This is a genomic window from Paraburkholderia phytofirmans, assembly GCF_046028095.1.
Lineage (GTDB): Bacteria > Pseudomonadota > Gammaproteobacteria > Burkholderiales > Burkholderiaceae > Paraburkholderia > Paraburkholderia phytofirmans_A.
The window spans coordinates 277,197-296,869 of record NZ_JAQQDJ010000010.1; the positions used below are offsets into that span (position 1 = coordinate 277,197).

At 62.4% G+C, this 19,673-nt stretch carries 19 protein-coding genes; 4 read left to right on the top strand and 15 right to left on the bottom strand.

Annotated elements, in window-relative coordinates; translation table 11 throughout:
- Positions 1-6 precede the first annotated feature (6 nt).
- From rfbC to PQR54_RS26680, 4 genes are all read right to left on the bottom strand, one after another.
- Entirely contained in the window at positions 7-558 is a 552-nt protein-coding gene (rfbC, locus tag PQR54_RS26665) for a dTDP-4-dehydrorhamnose 3,5-epimerase (protein ID WP_408250895.1), read from the bottom strand.
- Entirely contained in the window at positions 543-1,436 is an 894-nt protein-coding gene (rfbA, locus tag PQR54_RS26670) for a glucose-1-phosphate thymidylyltransferase RfbA (protein WP_408250896.1), read from the bottom strand. Before rfbA ends, rfbC begins: the two co-directional genes overlap by 16 nt.
- A gap of 10 nt (positions 1,437-1,446) precedes the next feature.
- Entirely contained in the window at positions 1,447-2,508 is a 1,062-nt protein-coding gene (rfbB, locus tag PQR54_RS26675; protein ID WP_408250898.1) for a dTDP-glucose 4,6-dehydratase, read from the bottom strand.
- Between the two features lie 467 nt (positions 2,509-2,975).
- On the bottom strand, positions 2,976-3,887 hold the full coding sequence (locus PQR54_RS26680; RefSeq protein ID WP_408250900.1) for a GDP-mannose 4,6-dehydratase: 912 nt from the start codon (positions 3,885-3,887) through the stop codon (positions 2,976-2,978).
- 193 nt (positions 3,888-4,080) lie between these two features.
- On the opposite strand from PQR54_RS26680, the gene PQR54_RS26685 reads away from it, so the two are divergent.
- A complete protein-coding gene (locus PQR54_RS26685; protein ID WP_408250902.1) occupies positions 4,081-4,959 on the top strand; it encodes a symmetrical bis(5'-nucleosyl)-tetraphosphatase in 879 nt (292 codons plus the stop codon).
- A gap of 49 nt (positions 4,960-5,008) precedes the next feature.
- On the opposite strand, the gene PQR54_RS26690 is transcribed toward PQR54_RS26685, so the two are convergent.
- From PQR54_RS26690 to PQR54_RS26725, 8 genes are all read right to left on the bottom strand, one after another.
- Positions 5,009-5,854, bottom strand: a complete 846-nt coding sequence (locus PQR54_RS26690) for a lysophospholipid acyltransferase family protein (RefSeq protein WP_408250904.1) — start codon at positions 5,852-5,854, stop codon at positions 5,009-5,011.
- Positions 5,855-5,939: 85 nt separating this feature from the next.
- Positions 5,940-7,220, bottom strand: coding sequence for a dihydroorotase (locus tag PQR54_RS26695; RefSeq protein WP_408250905.1), 1,281 nt, complete (start codon positions 7,218-7,220; stop codon positions 5,940-5,942).
- Between the two features lie 92 nt (positions 7,221-7,312).
- Positions 7,313-8,338: an aspartate carbamoyltransferase catalytic subunit gene (locus PQR54_RS26700; protein WP_179706555.1), complete on the bottom strand. Its 1,026-nt coding sequence runs from the start codon at positions 8,336-8,338 to the stop codon at positions 7,313-7,315.
- Positions 8,339-8,535: 197 nt separating this feature from the next.
- Positions 8,536-9,075 (bottom strand): bifunctional pyr operon transcriptional regulator/uracil phosphoribosyltransferase PyrR, encoded by a 540-nt coding sequence (gene pyrR, locus PQR54_RS26705; protein ID WP_408250907.1) that lies wholly within the window; start codon positions 9,073-9,075, stop codon positions 8,536-8,538.
- Positions 9,062-9,502: a Holliday junction resolvase RuvX gene (ruvX, locus tag PQR54_RS26710; protein ID WP_408250909.1), complete on the bottom strand. Its 441-nt coding sequence runs from the start codon at positions 9,500-9,502 to the stop codon at positions 9,062-9,064. The genes pyrR and ruvX overlap by 14 nt, the downstream gene beginning before the upstream one ends.
- The gene (locus tag PQR54_RS26715; RefSeq protein ID WP_007178990.1) at positions 9,499-10,077 is read right to left on the bottom strand and encodes a YqgE/AlgH family protein; all 579 of its coding nucleotides are present in this window, start codon (positions 10,075-10,077) and stop codon (positions 9,499-9,501) included. The genes ruvX and PQR54_RS26715 overlap by 4 nt, the downstream gene beginning before the upstream one ends.
- Before the next feature lie 253 nt (positions 10,078-10,330).
- A complete protein-coding gene (locus PQR54_RS26720; protein WP_408250911.1) occupies positions 10,331-11,743 on the bottom strand; it encodes a FimL-related protein in 1,413 nt (470 codons plus the stop codon).
- Positions 11,744-12,011: 268 nt separating this feature from the next.
- On the bottom strand, positions 12,012-12,182 hold the full coding sequence (locus PQR54_RS26725; protein ID WP_006047743.1) for a rubredoxin: 171 nt from the start codon (positions 12,180-12,182) through the stop codon (positions 12,012-12,014).
- A gap of 290 nt (positions 12,183-12,472) precedes the next feature.
- Here PQR54_RS26725 and PQR54_RS26730 point away from each other — a divergent pair, with 290 nt between their 5' ends.
- A complete protein-coding gene (locus PQR54_RS26730) occupies positions 12,473-13,333 on the top strand; it encodes a hydroxymethylpyrimidine/phosphomethylpyrimidine kinase (RefSeq protein WP_106286118.1) in 861 nt (286 codons plus the stop codon).
- Between the two features lie 167 nt (positions 13,334-13,500).
- Here PQR54_RS26730 and groL read toward each other — a convergent pair whose 3' ends face one another.
- The 3 genes from groL to PQR54_RS26745 all read right to left on the bottom strand — a co-directional run bounded on the left by groL (position 13,501) and on the right by PQR54_RS26745 (position 16,859).
- Positions 13,501-15,141, bottom strand: a complete 1,641-nt coding sequence (groL, locus tag PQR54_RS26735; RefSeq protein WP_106286119.1) for a chaperonin GroEL — start codon at positions 15,139-15,141, stop codon at positions 13,501-13,503.
- A 54-nt stretch (positions 15,142-15,195) separates the two neighbouring features.
- Positions 15,196-15,486 (bottom strand): co-chaperone GroES, encoded by a 291-nt coding sequence (gene groES / locus PQR54_RS26740; protein WP_007178996.1) that lies wholly within the window; start codon positions 15,484-15,486, stop codon positions 15,196-15,198.
- 416 nt (positions 15,487-15,902) lie between these two features.
- Positions 15,903-16,859, bottom strand: a complete 957-nt coding sequence (locus PQR54_RS26745) for a helix-turn-helix domain-containing protein (RefSeq protein ID WP_408250914.1) — start codon at positions 16,857-16,859, stop codon at positions 15,903-15,905.
- Positions 16,860-16,954: 95 nt separating this feature from the next.
- Between PQR54_RS26745 and PQR54_RS26750 the strand changes: the two genes are divergently transcribed.
- Together PQR54_RS26750 and PQR54_RS26755 are read left to right on the top strand one after the other, a co-directional pair.
- On the top strand, positions 16,955-18,199 hold the full coding sequence (locus PQR54_RS26750) for a DUF1479 domain-containing protein (RefSeq protein WP_408250916.1): 1,245 nt from the start codon (positions 16,955-16,957) through the stop codon (positions 18,197-18,199).
- Between the two features lie 73 nt (positions 18,200-18,272).
- Positions 18,273-19,520 carry an ABC transporter substrate-binding protein gene (locus PQR54_RS26755; RefSeq protein WP_408250918.1) on the top strand — a complete coding sequence of 416 codons (1,248 nt, stop codon included), beginning with the start codon at positions 18,273-18,275 and terminating at the stop codon, positions 19,518-19,520.
- Positions 19,521-19,673 lie beyond the last annotated feature (153 nt).

Consider the following 19,673-nt stretch of genomic DNA (forward strand, 5'->3'; position numbering starts at 1 on the left):
TGCCCCTTATGCGAAGACGTCAGCATCGGCCAGAAGCTTGGCCGCCGCGTCTTTCGCCGCCAGCAGCGGCTCTTCGTCGATCGGCCACTCGATGCCGATCGACGGATCGTTCCAGACGATGCTGCGCTCGTGCTCGGGATACCAGTAGTCGGTGGTCTTGTAGAGGAACTGCGCGGACTCGGACAGCACGACGAAACCGTGCGCGAAACCGGGCGGTACCCACAATTGCCGATGGTTGTCGACCGACAGAACCACGCCCGCCCACTTGCCGAAATTCGGCGAACTCTTGCGGATGTCCACAGCGACATCGAACACTTCACCTTCGACGACGCGCACGAGCTTGCCCTGCGCATTCTGGACCTGGTAGTGCAGCCCGCGCAGCACGCCCTTCGCGGAGCGCGAATGGTTGTCCTGCACGAATTCGACGCCCGGCTCGACCTGCTCCGCGAATTCCTTCGCATTGAAGCTCTCGAAGAAAAAGCCTCTCGCATCGCCGAACACTTTGGGCTCGATGATCTTGACTTCAGGCAGCGTGGTAGCGGTTACTTGGATGGCCATGCCACTTGGTCCGTAAGAAGGTTTTGTAGATACTTGCCGTAAGCGTTCTTCGCGAGCGGTCTGGCGAGCGCCTGCAACTGCTCGCCGTCGATCCACTGCTGCCGGTAAGCGATCTCTTCCGGACACGCGACCACCAGGCCCTGGCGCTTCTGCAGCGTGGCGATGAAGGTCGCGGCTTCGATCAGCGAGTCATGCGTGCCTGTGTCGAGCCAGGCGTAACCACGGCCCATGATTTCCACTTCGAGCGCCGCGTTGGCGAGATAGCGCGAGTTGACATCGGTGATTTCGAGCTCGCCACGCGACGACGGCTTGATGTCCGCCGCAATGTCGCAGACCTGCTTGTCGTAGAAGTACAGACCCGTGACCGCGTAGTTCGAACGCGGCCTGGCCGGCTTCTCTTCGATCGACAGCGCGCGGAACTGCCTGTCGAATTCGACCACGCCATAACGCTCAGGATCGTGCACGTGGTACGCAAAGACCGTCGCGCCGTCGGTCTTCTCGTTGGCGCGCTCGAGCTGCTTCGCCAGATCGTGGCCGTAGAAAATGTTGTCGCCGAGAATCAGCGCCGACGGATCGTTGCCCACAAATTCCCGGCCGATGATGAACGCCTGCGCGAGCCCGTCCGGCGAGGGCTGGACCGCGTACTGGATATTCATGCCCCACTGGCTGCCGTCGCCCAGCATCGCTTCGAAGCGCGGCGTGTCCTGCGGCGTCGAAATGATCAGCACGTCGCGAATGCCCGCCACCATCAGCGTGGACAGCGGGTAGTAGATCATCGGCTTGTCGTAGACCGGCAGCAACTGCTTGGATACCACGTGCGTGATCGGATACAGGCGTGTGCCCGAACCGCCCGCGAGAATAATGCCTTTGCGCGCCATTGCCGTGCCTTTACGCGCGCTGCGCGTAGTTGGTCTCAACCCACTTGCGATAGTCGCCCGAGGCGACCTCATCCGACCATTCCTGATTGTCCAGATACCACTGGACCGTTTTCGCGAGACCCGTCTCGAACGTTTCCGCAGGCTTCCAGCCGAGCTCGCGTTCGAGCTTGCGGGCGTCGATTGCATAACGGCGGTCGTGGCCCGGACGATCCTTCACATAGGTGATCTGATCGCGGTACGACGCGCCCGTCTTCGGACGCAACTGGTCGAGCAGGTCGCACAGCGTGTGGACCACGTCGAGATTCTTCTTCTCGTTCCAGCCGCCGATGTTGTACGTCTCGCCCGGCGTGCCGCGCGCGAGCACTTCGCGGATCGCGCTGCAGTGGTCGCCGACATACAGCCAGTCGCGCACGTTCTGACCGTCGCCATACACCGGCAGAGCCTTGCCGCCGAGCGCGTTGGCGATCATCAGCGGAATCAGTTTCTCGGGGAACTGGTACGGACCGTAGTTGTTCGAGCAGTTCGTGGTGAGCACCGGCAGGCCGTACGTGTGATGGTAGGCGCGCACCAGATGGTCAGAACCTGCCTTCGTAGCCGAGTAAGGGCTGTTCGGCGCGTACGGCGTGGTCTCGGAGAATTGCGGATCGGTAGCGGAGAGCGAGCCAAACACTTCGTCGGTCGACACGTGCAGAAAACGGAACGCGGCCTTGTCGGCCTCGCCGAGCGCAGTCCAGTACTGACGGGCCGCCTCGAGCAGCGTGAAGGTGCCGACCACGTTCGTCTGCACGAAATCAGCCGGGCCGTGGATCGAACGATCCACATGGCTCTCGGCGGCGAAATGCAGCACGGCACGCGGCTTATGCTCGGCAAAGAGCGCGTCGAGCGCGGCGCGATCGCAGATATCCGCGCGCACGAAAATGTGCTTCGGATTGTTTTGTTGCGACTTGAGCGTACCCAGATTGCCGGCGTACGTCAGCTTGTCCACGTTCAGTACCGCTTCGTCCGACGCATTGAGCCAGTCGAGCACGAAATTGGCGCCGATAAAACCGGCGCCGCCCGTTACCAGAATCATGAAATTCCCTTCTAGATGTTGGTGGCAGGTCGAAATGGTTTGACTGACCTGCAACCACGCGTTGTGGTGTCGGAATCTTGTGGACGCCCGCCGCCGCCCTTGGGCACTGCGGGCGGGCGCTCAAACGCCAATCTTATGAAGCCCCGATTATAAAGCCGCCAAAGGCAAAAACTAGAACCCTAACAACTTGAAACAGCTTGACAAGTTTGGTTTCCATCACTTAATTCGGCCGTCACTTTCATGACTCATATCGCTGTGAACGGCCGCAAGCATGATGGAACGCCGCGCCGATGGAACGGCAAGCGGTCTGATTCAGCGTAATGCACTGGGGAAAACGGGAGCAAACGCCGCACACGTCTGATCAAATCAGCCTGCAATACGACGCATTATGATTGTTTATACGCGAACGAAAGTCGCGCGTCACCATGACGCAAAAAGATGGCGGATCGCCGCGCAAATGCGGCCGATTATGCCGCCAGCATCCAGCGCAGCGTATCCATGAACGGAATCGCCTCGACTTTTGGCACGAGCGTGCGCAGTTTGGCGGGCGAGCCGGCCAGCATCTTCACATCGGTTTGCCGCACGAAGGCGGGATTGATCTGAATCTCGAGTTCGTGTCCCGTCAGATCACTCGCCGCCGAGAGGATTTCGCGCAATGTAAAGGGCGTGCCGGTGCAGACATTGACGGTTTCCGAGGCGGCCTCGGAGTCGAGCAACGCTTCATAGGCGCTCGCCACGTAGCGCACGTCCGAGAAATCGCGCGCGACGTCGATATTGCCGAGTTCGATCGACGGTTCGCGGCGCGCGAAGTGCTCGACGATCTTCGGTACGAGGAAGTTGGAAGCCTGGCCGCGGCCGGTATAGTTGAACGGCCGCACGATCAGGATCGGCAGGCGGTCGAACCACGTGCGCACCATCGTTTCCATCGCCGCCTTGCTGGCCGCGTAGTGATTGACCGGCGTGACCGGAAAGCTCTCGTCGATCGCGTCGCTCGTCACGTTGCCGTAGACGTTCGCGCTGCTCGCGATCAGCAGCTTGCGCGGCGTATGACCGACGGCCGCGCACGCCTCCAGCAGATTCAGTGTGCCGATCACGTTGACGCGGTAAAAGTCGAGCGGATCGTTATGGCCTACGAAGCTGATCGCAGCGAGGTGGACAATGTAGTCGGGCCGCGCGATTTCGATCACGCGCCGGCAGGCGTCCGGCGACGTGATGTCGAGCCGCAGGCGCGTCGGCGTTTCCGGCTCGTCGCGCCCGGCGACCGTTTCGATCACCGTGTGGCCGCGACCGAGCAGGTTGTCGACCAGATAGCGGCCAGTAAAGCCGCTCGCCCCGGTGACGAGCGTACGAATAGGTTGCTCTGCATGAAAAGACGACATGCTTTCTCCGTTCATGAAAGTCATCCTGTTGTGTCGCAATATCGGGGGCGCCCTGCGCGAGGCCGCTTGCCGGCGGCGCCCGACCCGATATCAACCCTACAAACGGGCTATTATGTCACGCTAATATGTTGCATTGCCCAACGCGGCACGCCTCGTGCGTAACAGCGTGTATCAAACCGCACTCATTTCCTTGATGACACCCGCCACCACGTCTTCCGCTCTTTCCGATCCGCCCCTACACCCGCTCGCCTTCGGCGATCTGCAAGGCTGCCGCACGCCGTTCCAGCGGCTGCTCGCCAAGGCCGCGCCGCCGGCCGGCACGCCGCTGTGGTTCGCGGGCGACCTGATCAACCGCGGCACCGAGTCGCTGGCCACGTTGCGCGACGTCATCGCGCTCGGCGAGCAGGCGGTGCCGGTGCTGGGCAATCACGATCTGCATCTGCTGTCGGTGTCGGCGGGAATTCGCAAGTCGAAGAAAGGCGACACGATCGACGAGATTCTCGCCGCGCCGGATGCTGCCGACCTGCTCGAATGGATCCGCCACCGTCCGATCGCGCACTTCGACAACGGCATGCTGATGGTTCATGCGGGCGTGCTGCCGCAGTGGGACGTGAACCTGACGCTCGAACTCGCCGACGAATTGCAGCGCGCACTGCGCGCGCCGAACTGGAAGGAGACGCTCGCCGGTTTGTACGGCAACGAGCCGAACCGCTGGAAGCCGGGACTGAAGGGCATCGAGCGGCTGCGTTTGACGTGCAGCGCGTTGACGCGCATCCGCTTCTGCAACGCCGAAGGCACCATGGATTTCAGCAGCAGCGGCGGCCTGAATGCAGCGCCGCCGGGTTGCATGCCGTGGTTCGATGTACCGTCGCGCAAGACCGCCGATGTGACCGTGGTGTTCGGTCATTGGGCCGCGCTCGGGCTGATTCTGCGTGACAACCTGATCGGTCTCGACTCAGGCTGCGTGTGGGGCGAACAACTGTCCGCCGTGCGTCTCGCGCAAAAGCCCGCGGAGCGCACGCTGACACAGGTCGAGTGCGAGAACTGCCGCGCGGCGGCGGGTGGCAATTAAGCAGCCGCGCCGGGCCAGTCACATCTTGGGATAGACCGTAGGCCGAAATTCAGGCCGAACGTCCTGACCGGTCGACCTGATCGACCGGTTCTTCAATCAACGTTGCCACGGCGGCGGGTGTAGCGGTCCGCTCCGCCTTCAGCGCGCCGGTCATCGCGGCGCCGCTTTGCATCTCCCGCAATGCGGCCGCGATCACGCCTTCCGCTTCCGCCGCCAATGTGCGCCGGTCCGCACCTGGCGCGAGCGGCGCGCAGACATAGATATGCGCGGTGAGCGGTCCGCCTCTCAGCAGCAGATTCAGCGAATCGGCGAGCGACAGATCGTCGATATAGGCAGGCGCGGTGGATTGCCGGCCCTGCGCGTCCTCATACATCATGCACAGTGGCTGCACTGGCGCCGACGCCGACACGGCCGCCTGAAACATGTTCGCGTGAAACGGCAGCAGCGCGAGTCCATTGGAGGTCGTGCCCTCGGGAAACACGCACATCAGTTCGCCCGCGCCCAGGCGGTCGGACAGTTCGTGCATGATCCGCTTCGCGTCGCTGCGCTTCTCGCGCTGAATGAACACCGTGTCCAGTTGCTGCGCGAGCCAGCCGACCACCGGCCATTGCCGGATCTCGGCCTTCGAGACAAACGGCGTGGGCCGCCACGCGTTGATCACATAGATGTCGATCCACGAAATGTGGTTGGCGACCACCAGCGCGCCGCGATCGAGCCGCGCGCTGTCGTTATGCACGACGAGCCGCATGCCGCATAGGCGCAACATCTTCAGCGACCATTCGCGATTGAGCGTGTGACGCACCTCGGCGCTGGCTTTGGGAAAGCGCGTCGCCACGATCCACATGCCGTGCAGCAGATGAACGACGAGACGGGCCTTGCGTAACGCGAGCTTCATGGTCGGAGCGTTCCTGATTGGGCCAGTGAATTGGCCTATGAGCTGGCCTATGAGCGGGACAACGAGCGTAGCAACGTCGCGGCGATCAGCGCTGTTCGAATGCGACGTGCCCGGACACGATGGTCGCACGCACGCGCGCCGGCAGTTCGTAGCCGAGGAACGGCGTGTTATGCCCCTGGCTCTTCAACGCGCGTGGTTCGACGCGCCAATGCGCGTGGCGGTCGAACACGCAGAGATCGGCCACGCCGCCCACGGCGATACGGCCGGCCGCGTCCAGTTTGAGCACATCGGCCGGCGCCGTGGTGATGCGGTTCAGCGCCTTCGCGAGCGGCACGCGTGCCTCATCGGCCCACTTCACCGTCAGCGACAGGAACAGCTCCAGCCCGGTCGCGCCCGGTGTAGCCTCGGCGAACGGCAGCAGCTTTTCGTCGTCGTCGACCGGCGTGTGGTCGGAGCAGATCGCGTCGATCGTGCCGTCGACCAGACCCGCGCGAATCGCTTCGCGATCGCGCTGTTGACGCAGCGGCGGATCGAGCCGGAACTGCGCGTCGAAATAGCCGATGTCGAGGTCGATCAGATGCACGTGATTCACGGTGACGTCGCACGACACCGGCAAGCCCTCGGCCTTCGCCGCGCGCATCAACGCAATGCCCGCCGCCGACGACACATGCGACAGATGCACCCGCGCGCCCGTCACGCGCACCAGTTCGAAGATGGTGTGCAGCGCGATGGTTTCCGCCGACACCGGCACGCCCGAGAGCCCCAGCCGCGACGCCAGCGCGCCGCTCGCGGCGACGCCGCCCTTGCCGAGATAGGCGTCCACGGGACGCAGCCACACGGTATAGCCGTAGGTGTTCGCGTATTGCAGGGCGCGCATCAGCACTTGCGTATCCACCACCGGCACGTCGGCCTGCGAAAAGCCGATGCAGCCCGCTTCGGTCAGTTCGACCATCTCGGTGATGACCTGCCCCTTGAGGCCGACCGTCAGCGCGCCGAGCGGATACACATGCGCCTGGTTCAGATTGCGCGCCCGGAACTTGAGCATCTCGACAAGGCCCGGTTCATCGAGCGTCGGATCCGTGTCGGGCGGGCAGACGAGGCTCGTCACGCCGCCCGCGAGCGCAGCGGCCATTTCGGATTCGAGCGTCGCCTTGTGTTCGTAGCCTGGTTCGCGCAAACGCGCGGACAGGTCGACCAGACCCGGTACGACGCAGAGACCTTTGGCGTCGATCGTCTTCTCCGGGTGGAAATCCGCAGGCGCGTTGCCGATCGCGGCGATCTTGCCGGCTTCGATAAAAATGTCCTGCTGCTGTTCGGTGCCCGCTGCCGGATCGATCAGCGTGCCGCCTTGAATATGAATCTTCATGCGCTGCCTTATGTTCAGCTGAGTTCAGCTAGTTCCGCGCTACGTGTCGCGGGTTCGTACTGTGCTTGAGTGCCGGCTCTGCATCTGCAGGATCAATCGTGATTGCCCGCGACGATCCCCATCACCGCCATGCGCACCGCGATACCGAAAGTCACCTGATTCAGAATCACCGATTGCGGACCGTCGGCCACCTGCGAATCGATTTCGACGCCGCGATTCATCGGGCCGGGGTGCATCACGATCGCGTCGGGTGCGGCGAGCGCGAGACGCTCCGGCGTCAAGCCCCAGCTCTTGAAATACTCCTGCGCCGAGGGCAACAACGCGCCGCTCATCCGTTCGTTCTGCAGACGCAGCATGATGATCACGTCGACGTCTTTCAGGCCTTCATCGAGGTTGTGAAACACGCGCACGCCCATTTGTTCGAGACCGCCCGGCAACAGCGTGCGCGGACCGATCGCGCGCACTTCCGGCACGCCGAGCGTGGTCAGCGCATGAATGTCCGAGCGCGCGACCCGCGAATGCAGAATGTCGCCGACGATCGCCACGCGCAGCTTCGTGAAGTCCTTCTTGTAGTGGCGGATCGTGTACATGTCGAGCAGCCCCTGCGTGGGGTGCGCATGACGGCCGTCGCCGGCATTGATCACGTGCACGTGCGGCGCGCAATGCTGGGCGATCAGATACGGCGCGCCGCTCGATGCGTGGCGCACGACGAACATATCGGCATGCATCGCCGAGAGGTTGTTGATCGTGTCGAGCAGCGACTCGCCCTTGCTGGTCGACGACGCGTTGATGTTCAGATTCAGCACGTCCGCCGACAGACGCGTCGCGGCGATCTCGAAGGTAGTGCGAGTGCGCGTCGAGTTCTCGAAGAACAGGTTGAACACCGACTTGCCGCGCAACAGCGGCACCTTCTTCACCTCGCGATCGGTCACGCTGACGAACTGGTCGGCGGTGTCGAGAATGTGATTGACGATCGCCTTCGGCAAGCCCTCGATCGACAACAGATGTTTGAGCTCGCCGTTTTTCGTGAGCTGCGGGTTGCCCTTGAGGAAGCCGTAACGGAAGCGCTCGGTGGCGCTATCGGCGGAATCCTTGGGAGCCTGGGGGGCGGTGTTCATGATGTACCTGCTTCAAATACGGGCTTCAACGTGATCGGTGTCGATGCGGACTGCGTGTGACGATGCCAGGCTGTGCTTCGCGCGTTGAGCTGCGACGAACGGCTCGAAAATTCTCTTGTGCGTGGCGTGTGATGGTTCAATGCGATGCGCCGATTGCGACGGGCTCGATGCGCGGCTGTCGCACTCTAACGCCGCGCTCAATCGACGCGTGCTTCAGTATGAAAAGTGAAACGCGGCTGGTCCTGCGCGCCGTCCGAACGGGCCAGCACGAGCGTGGCGTCGGCGGGAATATTCACCACACCGCCGACAAAACGCGCCGCCACCGGCAATTCGCGCCCGCCGCGATCGGCGAGCACCGCCAGTTCGACCGATGCCGGGCGGCCGTAGTCGTACAGCTCGTTGAGCGCCGCGCGAATCGTGCGGCCGGTGTACAGCACATCATCGACTAGCACGATGCGGCGGCCGTCGACCGAAAACGGCAGCGAGGTCGGGCTCGCCTGTGAGTGCAGGCCTTTTTTCGCGTAATCGTCGCGATGCAGCGCGACGTTCACCACGCCGTAGCTCGGCAAGTTCAGGTCGCGCGCCAGCCGTTCGGCGAGCCACGCGCCGCCGCTGTAAATGCCGGCCAGCACTGCGCCTTCCGCGCCGTCTTGCCCGGCGCCGAGCTGATCGCCATACACCGCACGAATCTGGTCGAGCAACGCGCGATAAAGCGCTTCGGCGTCAATGGAACTCATGATCGTCGGAAAGTCCGTCTAGATATTGCTGGAGGATGATGCTGGCGGCTTCGGCGTCGAGCATGTCGGCGCGGCCGTTGCCGGCGCGGATTTCCGCCTTCGCCTCGACCGACGAATAGCGTTCGTCGATCCACGTGACCGGCAGATTGAAGCGGCCATTCAGCTGATTGCCGAAGCGCTTCGCGAGTTGCGTCATTTCGTGCGGCGTGCCGTCCGGATGCAATGGCAGACCAACCACGAGCACGTTCGGCTTCCACTCGGCAATCAGTTTGCCGACTGCCTCGAAGCGGTATTCGCGGCTGCGGTTCTGCACGATCACGAGCGGCCGCGCGCGACGTGTCAGCGAATTGCCGACTGCCACGCCAATGCGTTTTTCACCGTAGTCGAACGCAAGCAGCGTCGCCTCACGTCCGGCCGGCAGACTCATGCGTGGCCCGCCTCGCCCGACAGCATGGACAGGTTGATGCCGAGCAGGGCCAGCGCGGCTTCGAGACGTTCTTCGGCAGGCACGTCGAAGACGATTTTCGGGTCGGCTTCGACCGTCAGCCAACCGTTCTTCGAAATCTCTTCTTCGAGCTGGCCCGCGCCCCAGCCGGCATGGCCGAGCGTGAGAAGAAAACGCTCCGGACCCGTGCCGCTCGCCACGGCTTCGAGCACGTCTTTCGACGTGGTCATCTCGAGGCCGCCCGGCACCGACATGGACGACGTATACGCGTTGCCGTCTTTCGGATCGTGCAGCACGAAGCCGCGCTCGGTTTGCACCGGGCCGCCGAAATACACGGGCACATGGAGAAGGGGTTCGATCTCGAGCTTGAGATCGATGCGACTGAAGAGCGCTTGCAGGTCGATGTCGGTCGGCCGGTTGATCACGAGGCCGAGCGCACCGCGCTCGCTGTGATCGCAAAGGTAGACCACCGTTCCTGAAAACGTCGGATCCGCCATGTTCGGCATGGCGATCAGGAACTGGTTGGTCAGATTGATGCGATCGGTACTCTTGGACATAGTTCGGATTTTAGCAAAGACGATGCAGGATGGCGGGGCTTTGAGCGTGGAACCGCGATGTGTGCCATGAAGCGTGCCGCAAGCCATCGACGGCCAATCAAGTTGCACTCTATCACGCACGCGGGCGCTCGCCACGGGGCAGGTTCGCGAGCCTTCGCGGCACGCGTGTTGCGTGCCGCCGGGTTGTGTCATTGAGGCCCGTTGCTGCCGGCCGGCGAAGGGCCAGGCTTATCGGCTCTGTCACGCACCTCGCTCACGCGCCGCCCTGCTCGATCGAGCGCGTCAAGGCGGCCAGCGCGGTGCCGCCGCCGGGTGGCGCGACGCCCGCGGCGACTTTGTGCAGCGTGGCGCGCAAGGCTTCAGCGGCCTGCTCGAGCGTGCTCGCCGCCGGGGCGCCGACAATCACGTGCGCACGCACCGCAGGCGTCGAGACGCCGGCATGCGCGCGACGGCGCCACGCAAGCCCCAGCGCGTCGGCCAGCAGCGCCACGTGGCCGAGGCCCAGCGCGCACGCGGCGGAGCCGAGCCGATAAGCGGCATCGCCCGCTTGCAGCGCTTCGCTCGGATCGGCTTTCTCCGGCTGGTCGGCTGCACGGGCATGCTCGGTCAACGCGGAGATCGATGCGTCCGCCGTTTGCAGAAAATCTTCGTAGGCGTTCACATTGACGGCCAGCACGCCCAACTCACGCGTCAACGCGCTACGACTGGCGCTGATCGCCTGGGCCTGCACGGCGCCCGCTTCCCAAAGCATCTCAGATGCCTGGGTGCCCGCGACGTGCCAGTCGACGGTCAGGCCGTAGTCGTGCAGAACTTCCACCTGGTCGGCGTCTTCCGCGGCGGCGCCGAACAACGCGTAGTCGCGCCACAGCAGCGCGAGCGTTGCGCGCACGAGTGAGCGCGGCGCAAGCTCGATGCCGCGCGCATGATCGGCGAGCGCGAGGTTGCAACGGGCGTAAAAACGCCGTGCGTCGGTTTCGCCCGTGGCGCGGCCGCTGACTCGCAACGCCTTGGCGCAAGCCTTGGCGAGGCGCCAGAAATCATACGGGTCCGGGCCGGCGAGTTCACTGAAAACCGCGTCCAGTTCGTCGAGGGCCGCGTTGGTAACGGCCAGCGCCACCGCACTGCCGGTATCGGCCTGCGAGCGCAGCACCGGCAGCAGCGCGCGCTCATAGCGCGCCCGCAGATGCGCCAGTTGATCGGCGGACTGCGCGTGCAGCGAGACCGGCGGCACCGGCCGCGCGGTCAGCGCGAGATCTTCGAAGGCAACGGTGGAACCGGGCGTGTGCTCCGACAGATGCGCGCAGAGCGCCCGGTAATGATTGAACAGCACGGGCGAACAGGACAGTTCGCGCAGATTGTGACGCTCGAGCGCGGCGCGGAAGTCGCGCAAGGCCGCGCCGAACACGGGCCGCGCGTTGACCGCGTCGGCCGGGTCGCCCTCCGCGAGCGGCGACAGCCGCACCAGCGCGTCGGCGAAGCGCTGTGCGCTCAGCCAGCCGGCTCCGCGCAATGCGTGTGACGCCCGCAGCAACGCCGACGTGCTCTCGCTGTGCTGTTCGAATGCCAGCAGCGCCTCAGCCAGCGCGAGTTCGGCGGGACGCACAGCGCCGCCGCGCGGATTCGGCAAGGCATCGAAGGAAACGGGTGCAGCGGATTGAGGAGTCATGGGCAGGCGACACGAAGCTGACGGGCCGTCGCCTCGCGCCGCACGCAGACTGATCGGCTAACGCGCGAACCGGCGACAGGACAATGACAGACTAACGTTGCGACACGGCCCGACCGAGGACGTTCCGCGTCGACGCGTTGGGGCAAACTTCAGAGCGCACCGGGTGCGTTCGATCCGGCGCGTCACGCCGGCTGCGAAACGCCTTGCCCATGCCGCGCCGCGGACATGCGGCACGGCCCGCAGCCGGCCTGCCGGCTGCTCCCGGACTTCAGATCTGGACCATCTCGAAGTCTTCCTTACGCGCGCCGCACTCCGGGCAGGTCCAGTTAATCGGGACGTCTTCCCAGCGAGTGCCCGGCGCAATGCCTTCGTCCGGCAAACCGGCTTCTTCGTCGTAAATCCAGCCGCAAATCAGGCACATCCAGCTTTGATATTCCATTCTTGTGTCGCGTCGTAGAGTCCGGGGAAACGGGAGCCATGATGGTACCGTGTTGCCGCCCCAATGCCTAGCAATCAGAAACGCGCAATCGTAGCGTGCGACGGCCTTTGGCTATGCAGTTTGCGTCGGCCGGCACAGTGGTTGCGGCGTCGTGCCGCGCGCCGACCCACGCCTGCTTGCTGCGACGCATCGCGAGATGCGAAAAAACGCCCTCGGGACGGTTTAGGCCGCATAATTGAGTCGATTGCGCACTCTCTGCGCCTAAATTTAGCTCCTTTCTGCAAATCTTCATGCCCAGCGACACGCCTCCGATCGTCCTCACCTTCGGCCTTTCCGATCCCACCGGCGGGTCCGGCCTGCAAGCCGACCTCATGACCCTTGCCAGCATGGGCTGCCACGGCGTCTCCGTGCTCACGGGCTACACCGTGCGCGACTCGGCCAGTTGCGACGAAGTCACCGGGCTCGACCCCGAAGTGGTCGCGACCCAGGCGCGGATGCTGCTCGAAGATATGCCGATCGCCGCGTTCAAGGTCGGCGCCTGCACCCGCGCGGAAGTGGTGAGCGCGATTGCCGAAGTCGTCGCCGATTACGACGACATTCCACTGATTCTCGCCCCCGATTTCACGCTCGACGACGAGCACGTGCTGTCCGCCGACGAACTGCGCGAAGCGATCGCCGACCTGCTCGCGCCGCAAACCACGTTGCTGGTTGCCGATTCGGCCACGCTGCTCGCGCTCGCCCAACCGGACGGCGACGCCGAAGCGCCCAGCCTCGACGCCGCCATCTCACATCTGCTGTCGCAAGGCTGCGAATACATTCTGTCGACGGAAACCGGCACGCACCGGCACGTCAATACGCTTTTCAGCGAAGACGGCCAGTTGCGTCAGGACATGTGGGACCGCGGCAGCCATCGGATCATGGGCTTGACGGATACGTTGGGCGCGGCGATCGCCGCTTTGCTGGCGAACGGCCAGGATCCCGCCGAGGCGGTGCGCGAGGCGCAGGAGTATTTGTACCAGGCCGTGCGCAATGCGTTCCGGCCGGGCATGGGCGCGTATATGCCGGACCGGTTCTTCTGGGCGCGCAGCGCCGACGACGAAACGCCGCCGGCAGCCGGCAAGGACGCGGCGCCGGGCGAAGCGCGGCACTGAAAGCCGTTGTTAAGTGCCGGCTGCCCGCTGGTCCGGGCGCTTCTGCCTGCGGCGAGCGCCCATAAAAAAACCCGCATTTCTGCGGGTTTTTTCGTTTGGGAAGCACGCCTCGCGGCGCACTCCCCCATGTGCTTCCAACTGAGCCTCTAGACGAGGCCCAATCGAAATTACATGTCCATGCCCATGCCACCCATGCCGCCGGGCATACCGCCGCCCATCGGAGCATCTTCCTTCGGCAGTTCGCAAACAGCTGCGTCGGTCGTCAACAGCAGGCCAGCGACCGAAGCTGCGTTTTGCAGCGCCGTGCGCGTCACCTTCGTCGGGTCGACAACACCAGCGTCGACCAGGTCGACGTACTCGCCGGTTGCTGCGTTGTAGCCGTAGTTGCCTTGGCCAGCAGCAACAGCTGCCACCACGACGCTGGCTTCTTCGCCACCGTTCGTGACGATCTGGCGCAGCGGCTCTTCCATTGCGCGCAGCACGATCTTGATACCTGCGTCCTGATCGGCGTTAGCGCCCTTCAGGCCGGCGATCGCCGTACGTGCACGGATCAGCGCGACGCCGCCGCCAGCCACGATGCCTTCTTCCACAGCTGCGCGCGTTGCGTGCAGTGCGTCTTCGACACGTGCTTTCTTTTCCTTCATTTCGACTTCGGTCGCAGCGCCGACCTTGATCACCGCAACACCGCCTGCCAGCTTGGCAACGCGCTCTTGCAGCTTTTCACGGTCGTAGTCCGACGTAGCTTCTTCGATTTGCGTGCGAACCTGCTTCACACGTGCTTCGATGGTGGCTGCTTCGCCAGCGCCGTCGATGATCGTCGTGTTTTCCTTGCCCACTTCGATACGCTTCGCTTGACCCAGTTCAGCCAGCGTTGCCTTTTCGAGCGTCAGGCCGGTTTCTTCAGCGATGACTTGACCGCCGGTCAGGATCGCGATGTCTTCCAGCATGGCCTTACGGCGATCGCCGAAGCCCGGAGCCTTGACAGCAACGGTCTTCAGGATGCCGCGGATGTTGTTCACCACCAGCGTTGCCAGTGCTTCGCCTTCGACGTCTTCTGCGATGATCAGCAGCGGACGGCCAGCCTTGGCGACTTGTTCCAGTACCGGCAGCAGATCACGGATGTTCGACACCTTCTTGTCGTGCAGCAGCACGAACGGGTTTTCGAGCACGGCGACTTGCTTGTCCGGGTTGTTGATGAAGTACGGCGACAGGTAGCCGCGGTCGAATTGCATACCTTCAACCACGTCCAGCTCGTCTTGCAGCGACTTGCCGTCTTCAACCGTGATGACGCCTTCCTTGCCGACCTTGTCCATGGCTTCAGCAATACGATCGCCGATCGACGAGTCGCTGTTTGCCGAAATCGCGCCGACTTGTGCGATTTCCTTGTTGGTCGTGCACGGCTTGCTGATCTTGCGCAGTTCTTCGATCGCGGCCGTCACAGCCTTGTCGATACCGCGCTTCAGGTCCATCGGGTTCATGCCCGATGCAACGTACTTCATGCCTTCGCGGACGATCGACTGAGCCAGGACCGTTGCGGTCGTGGTGCCGTCACCTGCGTTGTCGCTGGTCTTGGAAGCAACTTCCTTGACCATTTGCGCGCCCATGTTCTGGAGCTTGTCTTTCAGTTCGATCTCTTTCGCGACCGACACGCCATCTTTCGTGACCGTCGGGCCGCCGAAGCTGCGTTCCAGGACAACGTTGCGACCCTTCGGGCCCAGCGTGACCTTCACAGCGTTCGCGAGGATGTTCACGCCTTCAACCATCTTGGCACGGGCGGAATCACCGAATACGACGTCTTTAGCTGCCATCTTCTAACTCCTTGAATTCTTTAAGATATGACCGGGAAAAGTAGCGACCAGCGCTTACTTCTGCACCACGGCCATGATGTCTTCTTCGCGCATCACGAGCAGTTCGTTGCCGTCGACCTTGACGGTCTGGCCTGCATACTTGCCGAACAGAACGCGGTCACCAACCTTCACGTCGAGCGCGATTTGAGCACCCTTGTCGTCACGCTTGCCCGGGCCGACTGCCAGAATTTCGCCTTGATCCGGCTTTTCTGCTGCGGCTTCGGGGATCACGATGCCCGACGCGGTCTTGGTTTCTTGATCCAGACGTTTGACGATCACGCGATCATGCAAAGGACGAAGGTTCATACATACTCCTCTCTTGATTGAGACTGAAGAACGCTGAGAAAACCCGGCTGGCTGAGCCAACCGGCGATGTTGTTAGCACTCTCGTGCAGCGAGTGCTAATTATATGGACGGGTGGTGACAAATTCAAGAAGGGATGCTGCTGTTGTTGAGATTTGTCGAGATTCGCTTAACTTTGGACTTGGGCCGGTGCGGTTCGGACTCGCTCGCGCTGCCGAGATCACTCGACATCAGTCGATTGGTTATCAAAAACAATACGTTAGAGTGAGTTCTCACCTGCGACTGACCTTTCGCCCGTAGCAGCCACATCGCGAACTCATGGCTCCTCAGCCTTGCGTAAGAGCTCACCGCGGCGACCCAGGGGAATCCCGTAGCGTAGCTGTCTGGCGCATATTTCGGCGCCCAGCCGCTTGCCCGCGCTACGCAATCGATTTCGGTAGTCGCGGATTCCGTTGCAACGAAAATGAGCGTTCGTTGATCTGCGGACCGGTGTCTGTCTCGGCAATATCGCCGGCCGCGAACTGTTTGCGGTAAGCGGCGGGCGTGAGTTCCTTCAACGCCTTGAACTGCCGATTGAAGTTAGCGACGTTCGGAAATCCAGACCTGGCTGCAACAACGGAGACAGGCGTGGAGGTGTGCGCAAGCATCCGGCAGGCATGTCCAATCCTGACCCGCGCGATATATCGCCCAACGCTCTCTCCAATATGCTGCTCGAAGTAGCGCGCGAGAGAACGCTCCGACACGTTCGCAGCCTCGCAAAGCTCAGATAAACGCAAAGGTTCGGCGAAGCGCAAATCGATCATCGAAAGCACGCGGTTGATACGCTCCGGTTCGTGGCCTGAAGGACCCTCCGTCCGGTCGCTAAACGCCGCGGGCGAAGCGAGCGGCTCACCGGGTGCTTCCGCCAACGCGCACAAAACATTCAGCACGACCGCAAGGCGTTCTCGCGGCGCGTTGGACAGCAGATTGTCGAGTTGGCCGTGCATTGCGGCGGCGACCTCCGGACCGAATGCCAACCCGCAGGCCGCTCGTCGCAGCAGGTTACGCAACGGCGCATATTCCGGGCAGACATCCGCCAGTCGACGCGCCCAGTCTCCGCCGAACCAGATCACGATGGCAACCTGAGGGGACGCCGCGTCGATCGAGCGGTTCGACGCCCACGTATGAGGAAGATTCGGCGGCACGAGAACCAGGTCTTCCTCTACATAGTCCGCAATCGAATCCCCGATGTAACGCTTGCCCTGACTGTTCAGCGTCAGAGTCAGTTCGTATTCGGGATGATGGTGCCATTCGAACGGTATGCGCGGCAGACGCCGATGGTAAACCCGGACCGAGCAGTCGTCGCCAAATTCGACATGTTCGTATGCTGGTTTCATGGCAGAAGGTGCAAAGAAATTGTCTGGATGGTATCACTTCTGTGGGTGCGGTCGGCCTATCCTGCGGTTACAGCAGAACCCACAAGGAGACGACCATGGCACTCATCATCGACGATTTGCCGGCAGCCATCCGGCAGGCCAAGCAGGAGCTTCGCGCACGACTTCCGAACTATCGTGATGTTTTCGCCGAGGTGGATGAAGCGATTCGCGCCGAAGCCAGCAGAATCGCCGCGCAACGCAATCGCGGCGAAAACGTGATCCCCGAAATCCAGTTCTCCGACATCGCGGAGCAGCGCGTGAGCGGCGAGCAGATCGAACTCGTCAAAACGCGTGGTGCATGTGTGATCCGCAACGTGTTCGACCGCGCGCTGGTGGAAGGGTGGGACAGCGACATCGCGGACTACGTCGAACGCAACGACCTGCATACGCGTCTGCAGAACCGCGCCGAGGACAAATACTTCGGCCAGCTCGCGTCGAGCAAGCCACAGATTTACGGCGTGTACTGGTCAAAGCCGCAGGTCCTCGCGCGCCAGGCGCCGTCGCTGACTGCGGCCCGTGTCTTTCTGAACCGGCTGTGGCGCAATGAGAGCGAAGGCCGGGTCCATTTCGATCCAGAGCGAGTGCCGGTTTACGCTGACCGGATGCGTCGGCGGCCGCCTGGTTCCGAGTCATTGGGCTTGTCCGCGCATTGCGACGGCGGCTCGGTAGAGCGGTGGATCGAGGCGAATTTCCGCAAGGTGTACCGGCATGTGTTCGACGGCAACTGGCGTCGATATGATCCGTTCGATGCCGCGTTCCGGCCCGACGTCGAGGAGATTGCGTCGCCCGCCGTATGTTCGATGTTCCGCACGTTTCAGGGCTGGACCGCACTGACACCGCAAGGTCCCGGGGACGGCACGTTGCAACTCGTGCCCATTGCGAATTCGATGGCTTATATCCTGTTGCGCGCCCTTCAGGACGATGTCGCCGACGACGACCTGTGCGGCGCGATGCCAGGCCGCGCGCTATCCATCAAGCCGGAATTTCATGCGCCGCTTTTCGACGCGCTCTCATCGATTCCCCACATGCAGGCGGGCGATACCGTGTTCTGGCACAGCGACGTGATCCACGCGGTCGAAGACGCGCATCGCGGCGCAGGCTACAGCAACGTGATGTATATCGCGTCGGCGCCCGCGTGTGCCAAGAACGATGAATACCTCAAGCGCCAGTTGCCTAGCTTCCTTGAAGGCAAGAGCCCGCCTGATTTCCCGGCCGACCATTTCGAAGTCGACTTCGTGGGACGGGCAACCGCCGAAGATCTGACGCCCCTCGGTAAAGCCCAGCTCGGTTTCGATCTGTAAGGGCTACGTGAACGCACGCCATCGTGGCGTGCGCCTGCCTGGTGATTCATAAAGAAAATTAACGGAGACAGCAATGAAAAGAACACTCATGTCAGTTGCGATTGTCGCAGCGGCGCTCGCCACGGGCGCACAGGTCGCAAGTGCTGCCGAGTCACTTTCTGTATTGCACTGGTGGACCTCGGGCGGTGAATCGAAGGCGATCAGAGTGCTTAAGGACGACATGAATAAGCAGGGTTACGAGTGGAAAGACTTCGCCGTAGCCGGAGGAGCGGGTGCGGCTGCCATGACGGCGTTGAAGACACAGGTCATGTCCGGCAACGCACCGTCGGCTGCGCAGATCAAGGGGCCGTTGATACAGGACTGGGCCGATCAAGGCGTGCTGGTCGATATAGACAAGTCCGCCACCGACTGGAAAGCCCAACTTCCGGCGCAGATCAACAAGACCATGATGTCAAAAGGCCACTACGTGGCTGCGCCATTTTCGGTGCACCGGATCAACTGGTTGTGGATCAACAAATCCGCCCTCGATAAAGTGGGCGGTAAGCCGCCGACAACTTGGCCCGAGTTCTTCGCACTAGCCGACAAGTTCAAGGCTGCGGGCATTACGCCCGTCGCGCGTGGTGGCCAGCCTTGGCAAGACATGACCATCTGGGAGACGGTGGTGCTTTCTCAGGGCGCGGATTTCTATCGCAAAGCCATGATCGATCTCGACCAGAAAACACTCACTTCGCCCCAGATGTTGCAGGTGTTCCAGACTGTCCGGAAGATCCAGGGTTACTTCGACAAGGGCTCGACTGGTCGCGACTGGAATCTCGCGACTGCGATGGTCATCAACGGATCGGGTGGGATGCAGTTCATGGGTGACTGGGCGAAAGGCGAGTTCGCGAATGCGAACAAGAAAGCCGACGTCGACTATATCTGCGCGGCTGCGCCTGGTACGTCGAACGCCTTCACCTACACAGTCGACTCGTTCGTGTTTTTCCAGCAGAACGGCAAAAAAGAAGCCACCCCCGGACAGCTTGCGTTGGCAAAGACAATTATGTCACCCGCTTTCCAGGAGCAATTCAGTCTTTACAAGGGTTCGATCCCGGTCAGGCAGGATGTTTCAATGGACAAGTTCGACGCCTGCGCCAGGAAGTCATACGCAGATGAGCAAACCACGATCAAATCCAACACGTTCTTTCCGTCGTTCGCGTTCGGCGACGTTCAGTCGTCAGCCACTGAAGGCGCAATTACCGATGTCGTGACCGGCTTCATGAACTCGAATGAAGACCCGCAAGAGGCGATGCGCAAGGTCGCCGCTGCAGCGAAGATCAAATAGCTACGAGTTTCGTAGCCGCCTCGCGAAAATCAAGCGGTCATGCAAGGTCATTCGAAGAAATGAGGTGACCTTTATGAACGTCTCCTCCATGTCTCCGTGATGTGGATTTAGCCCGCCGTTCGCGCGGGCTTTCTTTTGTCGGAGATCCTCTCA